Source organism: Ramlibacter sp., assembly GCF_035706265.1.
Taxonomy (GTDB): Bacteria; Pseudomonadota; Gammaproteobacteria; order Burkholderiales; family Burkholderiaceae_C; genus Ramlibacter.
The window spans coordinates 1-6,731 of the sequence record NZ_DASSVG010000726.1 but is presented as its reverse complement, the minus strand read 5'-3'; the positions used below and the strand labels follow the sequence as shown (position 1 = coordinate 6,731).

Annotated in this window: 4 protein-coding genes; all 4 read left to right on the top strand. The window is 69.8% G+C overall.

What is annotated here, in order from left to right; genetic code table 11:
• Positions 1–593, top strand: a 593-nt coding sequence (locus VFM98_RS25985; protein WP_325112780.1) for a hypothetical protein, incomplete at its 5' end; no start/stop codon positions are given.
• On the top strand, positions 590–3,055 hold the full coding sequence (locus VFM98_RS25980) for a hybrid sensor histidine kinase/response regulator (protein WP_325112779.1): 2,466 nt from the start codon (positions 590–592) through the stop codon (positions 3,053–3,055). The genes VFM98_RS25985 and VFM98_RS25980, both read left to right, overlap by 4 nt.
• A gap of 19 nt (positions 3,056–3,074) precedes the next feature.
• On the top strand, positions 3,075–4,997 hold the full coding sequence (locus VFM98_RS25975; RefSeq protein WP_325112778.1) for a putative bifunctional diguanylate cyclase/phosphodiesterase: 1,923 nt from the start codon (positions 3,075–3,077) through the stop codon (positions 4,995–4,997).
• 117 nt (positions 4,998–5,114) lie between these two features.
• The coding region (locus VFM98_RS25970; protein WP_325112777.1) for an FAD-dependent oxidoreductase at positions 5,115–6,731 on the top strand (1,617 nt) is incomplete at its 3' end.

Below are 6,731 nucleotides of genomic sequence, written 5' to 3'. Positions count from 1 at the left end.
CCGCACGCCCCGGCAGCGAGCCGGTGGGTGAGGAAGCGCTGATCGGCATCGCACCCCCGCCCGTCCTGATGCCGCCCGCGACCGAATTCGCCCTGGCACCGTTGTACGGCGTCGAGATTCCCGGCACGTCGCGCACGCTGGCCACGGCCCCGGTGTTCGCCGGCGACCTGGTGCTGGTGGGCTTCAACCCGCAGGACGCGGGCGAGTTCCGAATCCTGGGGCTCAACGGCCTCGACCTCGGCGCCAGCGGCCTCACCATGGAGCAGTTCCAGCAGACGCTGCGCTCCGGCGTCTTCCTCGAGGAGCTGAACCGGCTGCGCAACGAACTGCGCCAGGAGTTCGACCTCGAGAAATCCATGAGCGTCTCGGTCGCCGGCCTGTCGCTGGGTGTGTCGGTCGCCTACGTGCTGTGGCTCGTCCGCGGCGGCGTGCTGCTGGGAAGCTATCTCTCCGCGCTGCCGGCCTGGCGCCTGCTCGATCCGCTGCCGGTGCTCGGGCGCGCGCACGGGTCTCCGGAAGAGGACGAGGAGGACGACGAGCCCCTGGCGCCGGACGAAGCGGCACGCGCCGATCCCCTGCGAGGATTCTCTTGAAGCTGTTCGACACCCGCACCTACATCAGCCTGGGGCTCGCCTCCATCGTCAGCACCGCGCTGCTGGCGGCCTCCTTCTTCGGCCTGATTCCCGACCGCGAGGAGGCGGTGCGCGCGGGCCGGCTCGCACTGGCCGAATCGGTCGCCGCGAGCAGCGCCGCCTTCCTGAGCAGCAGCGATCCCACCCGGCTGGAGGACGTGCTGCGCTTCATCGACAAGCGCAACCCGGACCTGCTTTCCATCGGCCTGCGCACGCGCGACGGCCGGCTGGCGGTGGCGATCGGCGAACACGCGCGCCACTGGGTCCCGATCGAGTCCGACGATGCGAAGGACGCGCAGGTGCAGGTCACCCTGTACGCGGCCGACCAGCCCTGGGGCCAGCTCGAGATGCGCTTCGAGCCGACGGTGCCGCGCGGCCTGCTGGGCATCCTGTCCACGCCGCTGGTGCTGCTGCTCGCCTTCGCCGGCCTGGTGTGCGTGCCCTCGTTCTACGTCTATCTCAGCCGCGTGCTGCGCCACCTCGATCCTTCGCAGGCGATCCCGGGGCGCGTGCGCTCCGCGCTGGACTCGCTCACCGAGGGCCTGCTGGTGATCGACCAGCAGCAGAACATCGTGCTGGCCAACGAGGCGCTCACCCGCCTGCTCGGAAAGAGCAACGAGCAACTGATGGGCCGTCCGGTGGGCGAGATCGCTTGGCTGCAGGAATCAGGGGCGCCGCTCGCCGGCCGGCCGCCATGGCGCGTGGCCCTGGAGACCGCCGCCGTGCAGCGCAACCTGAACCTGAAGCTGCAGGACGGCGAGGGGCGGCTGCGCAGCTTCGTCGTCAACTGCTCGCCGGTGCTGGCCAGCGGCGGCAAGGCCTCCGGCGTGCTGATCAGCCTGGAAGACATCACGCTGCTGGAACAGAGCCGGGTCGAACTGCGCGCGGCCAAGGAGGAAGCCGAGGCCGCGAACCCGGCCAAGAGCGAGTTCCTGGCCAACATGAGCCACGAGATCCGCACCCCGATGAACGCGATCCTGGGCTTCACCGAACTGCTGAAACGCGGCTTCGGCAAGAGCGAGCGCGAGTCCTCCCACTACCTGGACACCATCCACCAGAGCGGCAAGCACCTGCTGGGGCTGATCAACGACATCCTGGACCTGTCGAAGGTGGAGGCCGGCCAGCTGCAGGTGGAGAAGATCGCCTGCGCGCCGCACCAGGTGGTGCAGGCGGCGCTGCAGGAGCTGGGGCTGAAGGCGCAGGAGAAGGGCATCCGCCTGTCGCTGCGGCTGCTCACGCCGGTGCCCGAGCACGTGCAGTCCGATCCCGCGCGCGTGCGCCAGGTGGTGCTCAACCTCCTGAGCAACGCGGTCAAGTTCACGGAGCGGGGCGGGGTCGACGTGGTCCTGGGCTGCAACGGCACGACCTACACCATGGAGGTCAACGACACCGGCATCGGCATGGACCCGGCCAAGGTCGAATCGATGTTCGACCCCTTCACCCAGGCCGAGGCCTCCACGAGCCGGCGCTACGGTGGCACCGGCCTCGGGCTGGCGATCAGCCGCCGGCTGGCGCGCGCCCTCGGCGGCGACCTCACCGCCAGCAGCCAGCCGGGCGTGGGCACCAGCATGCTGTTCACCTTCGCCACCGGGCCGCTGGAGGGCGTGCGCATGCTCGATGCCGTGCAGGTGGCGGCCCGCAGCGACGACGCCGCGCAGCACCGCACCCGCTGGCGCATCCCCTCGGCGCGCGTGCTGGTGGTGGACGACGGCCCGGAGAACCGCGAGCTGCTGTCGCTGGTGCTGGCCGAGCAGGGCCTCTGGGTCGACGAGGCGGAGAACGGCCAGGTCGCCCTCGACAAGCTGGCGACGGGCAGCTACGACCTGGTGCTGATGGACATGCAGATGCCGGTGCTGGACGGCTATGCGGCCACGCGCGAGCTGCGTCGCCGCGGCCTGGCGATCCCGGTCGTGGCGCTGACCGCGCATGCCATGAAGGGCTACGAAGAGGAAGTGCTGCAGGCCGGCTGCAGCGCCTACCTCACTAAGCCCGTGGACATCGACATCCTGCTGCAGCAGGTGGCGCAGTCGCTGGGCGGTGCGGCGGAGGAGATCCCCGCCGAAGGGCCGAGCTCCGTGTTCATCGACCTGAGCGACGCGGAGCCAGAGGAGGGGCCGATCCGTTCGCGCTTCGCCGACAACGCCAGGCTGGTGCCGATCGTGCGCAAGTTCGCGGCCCGCCTGCAGCAGCAGATGGATCTCACCCGTGGGGCCTTCGAGTCCGGCGACCTGCCGGAGGTGGAGCGGCTTGCCCACTGGCTGGCCGGCGCCGCCGGCACGGTCGGCTACGACGCCTTCACCGAACCGGCGCGCGAGCTGGAGGCGGCGGCCAAGGCGGGCGATTCCGAGACAACTTCGGGCGTTCTGCAACGCATTGCACGAATGGCCGCACAGCTTGAGGTGCCCGAAGTCGCGGCCGGCTGATCGCGGGCACAATGTAACCATGAGCAAGATCGAAGACGGCGCGAGACAACGCCGGCACGTGATGGACTTCGACTCCGACCGCGACATGCAGGCGACGCAACCCACGGTGTTCGCACCGGGGGAAGACCGGCTGTCGCTGCAGGAACTGCGGGCGCTGGCGCCGCAGCAGGACCCGTGGCGCAACCGCGCGACCGGGCTGTCCGACGCGTTGATCATGATGGTCGACGACGAGATGCTCAACATCGAGATGACGGAAGCCTTCCTCGCCGATGCGGGCTACCGTCACTTCGTGCACACCGACCAGCCCGAGCGCGCCGTGCCCATGATGCGCAAGCGGCCGCCGGGCGTGCTGCTGCTCGACCTGAGCATGCCCAAGGTGAGCGGCCTCGACATCCTGGCCGCCCTGCGCGAGGACGCCGTGCTGCGCCACGTCCCCGTGATCGTGCTCACGAGCAGCACCGACCCGCAGGTGAAGATCAAGGCCCTGGCGCTCGGCGCCATGGACTTCCTCTCCAAGCCGGTCGATCCCAGCGAGCTGGCCCTGCGCATCCGCAACACCCTGGCCGCCAGTGCCTACCGGGAATTCCTGGGCCAGCACGACGGCCTCACCGGCCTGCCGAACAAGCAGCGCTACCGCAAGGACATGGCGGCGGTGCTGGAGGAGGCGCTCGGAAGCGAGCAGCCCGGGGCGCTGATCCACGTCGGCGTGGACAACCTCGGCCGCATCAACGACGCCCTCGGCCGCGGCGTGGGCGACCAGCTGCTGCAGCGACTGGCCAAGCGCCTCGCCAGCTGCGTGCAGACCGAGCACGGCGGCGAGCTCAGCTCGGAACGGCACAACCCCAGCCTCTATCGCTTCGACGGGGACGAGTTCGCGATCCTCGTGCCCTCCATGGAAGGCGGCACCAGCGCGGCCTTCATCAGCAAGCTGCTGGAAGACTCGACGGTGAACTTCCAGCGCCCGGGCTTTCCCGAGCTGTTCGTCACCTGCAGCATCGGCGTCTCGGTGTTCCCCAACGACGGCACCGAGCCCGACGTGCTGATGCGCAACGCCGGCCTGGCCCTGCGTCACGCCAAGCTGGCGGGGCCGCACCGCTACGAATTCTTCTCGCCGCAGTTCAAGGACATGGCGGTGAGCCGGCTGGACCTCAGCGCGGAGCTGCGCCACGCGGTGAGCCGCGACGAGATCGAGCTGCTGTACGAGCCGCGGGTGGAGCTTTCCAGCGGCCGCGTGGTGGCGGGGGAGGCCGTGCTGCGCTGGAAGCACGCGTCGGGCCGCGTCATCGAAGGCGACGAGCTGATGGACCTGGCCGGCAGCTCCGAGATGGATGCGGTGCTGAGCGGCTGGCTGTTCGAGATGCTGCTGAAGCACATGAAGAACTGGCGCGGCGCCGGCATGCAGCTGGTGCCCATCGCCGTCAAGGTCTCGCTCGCCAACATGCGCCCCAGCGACCTGGTGTACATGGTCAGCGCCGCGCTCGGAAGCGGGCTGGAGGCGCGCCACCTCGCGCTCGAACTGCAGCAGGTCTCCGCCCTGGACAACCTGCCGGCCAAGGAGGCCGCGGCCATCGCGGGCCTGCGCAAGAAGGGCGTGCGCATCGCGCTGGGCCGCTTCGGCGCCAGCGCCTCGGTGTCCCACCTGCGCCAGCTGCCCTGCGACGAGATCATCCCGGATGCCTCCTTCCTGCGCGACATCGAGCGCGATGCGGCGGCGCAGGGCATGCTGCTCGGGATCGGCGACCTGGCCCGGCGCCTGAAGCTCGCCTGCGTGGCCTGCGGCGTGGAGACGGCGCAACAGGCCGCCTTCCTGAAGAAGAACGGCTGGGACCAGGGGCAGGGCCGCTGTTTCGGCGAGGCTGCCACTGCGCTGATGTTCGCCGCCCGGTGGCTCACGCGCGGCGGCCGGCCGGTGCGCGTTCCGATGCCAAGCGATCTTTCCTGAGCTTCGTCAACTGCAGACCCTTCGACTCGTAGTGGAATCCACCGAGAGCCGGTCTGCGCACCTGCGGCGTAGACTGAAAGAGGCCCCTGCAGCGGGCCGTGCAGTCCAGGAGGGTTCTTGCAACCGACCAACGTCGCCAATCCGGCGTATTTCCACAAGGTGGTGGATTGCCAGTGGGCTTGCCCCGCGCACACCCCCGTCCCCGAATACATCCGACTGATCGCGCAGGGCCGCTACGGCGAGGCCTACATGATCAACTGGGTGTCCAACGTCTTCCCCGGCATCCTCGGTCGCACCTGCGACCGGCCCTGCGAACCGGCCTGCCGGCGCGGCCGGGTGGAGAAGAGCAACGCCGGTGAGCCGGAGCCGGTGGCCATCTGCCGGCTCAAGCGCGTCGCCGCCGACCTGAAGGACGACGTCAAGCGGCGCATGCCGCAGCCGGCGCCCCGGCGCAACGGCAAGCGCATCGCCTGCGTCGGCGCCGGCCCCGCGTCGCTCACCGTGGCGCGCGACCTCGCGCCCCTGGGCTACGAGGTCACGCTGTTCGACGGCGAGCCCAAGCCCGGCGGCTTCATGCGCACCCAGATCCCGCGCTTCCGCCTGCCCGAGTCGGTGATCGACGAGGAGATGGCCTTCGTGCTGGAGCTCGGCGCCCGCTTCGTCGGCGGCCAGCGCATCGAATCGATGAAGGGGCTGATGGCCCAGGGCTACGACGCGATCTTCGTCGGCTGCGGCGCCCCGCGCGGGCGCGACCTCGACATCCCCGGCCGCCAGGAAGCGGCGAGCCACATCCACATCGGCATCGACTGGCTCGCCTCGGTCTCCTTCGGCCACGTCACCAGCGTCGGCAAGCGCGTGATCGTGCTGGGCGGCGGCAACACCGCGATGGACTGCTGCCGTTCCGCCCGCCGCCTGGGCGGCACCGACGTGAAGGTGATCGTGCGCAGCGGCTTCGAGGAGATGAAGGCCTCGCCGTGGGAGAAGGAGGATGCCATGCACGAGGGCATCCCGATCCTCAACTACCACGTGCCGGTGGCCTTCGTGCACGAGCACGGTCGCCTCACCGGCATGCGCTTCCAGATCGTGCGCGCCGAGTACGACGAGAAGGGCCGCCGCAGCCTGATTCCCACCGGCGAGCCGGACGCCTTCTTCGAGTGCGACGAGGTGCTGGTCGCCGTCGGCCAGGAGAACGCCTTCCCCTGGATCGAGCGCGACTGCGGGCTCGAATTCGACAAGTGGGGCCTGCCGGTGCTGGATCAGGCCACCTTCCAGTCCACGGTGCCCAACGTGTTCTTCGGCGGCGACGCCGCGCTCGGGCCCAAGAACATCATCACGGCGGTGGCGCACGGCCACGAGGCGGCGGTCTCGATCGATTTGCTGCTCAGCGGCCAGGATCCGCGCGCGCGCCCCGCGCCGACGACCAACCTGATGTCGCAGAAGATGGGCATCCACGAGTGGAGCTACGACAACGCGACCTCGCTGGACAAGCGCTTCAAGGTGCCATGGGCGCAGGCGGAGAAGGCGCTGGCCAGCATCCGGGTGGAGGTGGAGCTGGGCTTCGACGCCAAGGTCGCCTTCAAGGAGGCGCAGCGGTGCCTCAACTGCGACGTGCAGACCGTCTTCAACCAGAGCGCCTGCATCGAATGCGACGCCTGCGTCGACATCTGCCCGATGGATTGCATCACCTTCACGCCCGATGGCGAGGAGGCCGAGGTGCGGCAGCGCCTGAAGGCG

What these genes read in the sequence shown, in the direction of transcription:
- VFM98_RS25975 (WP_325112778.1), top strand. Translation starts at nt 3,075, where the DNA reads ATGAGCAAGATCGAAGACGGCGCGAGACAACGCCGGCACGTGATGGAC.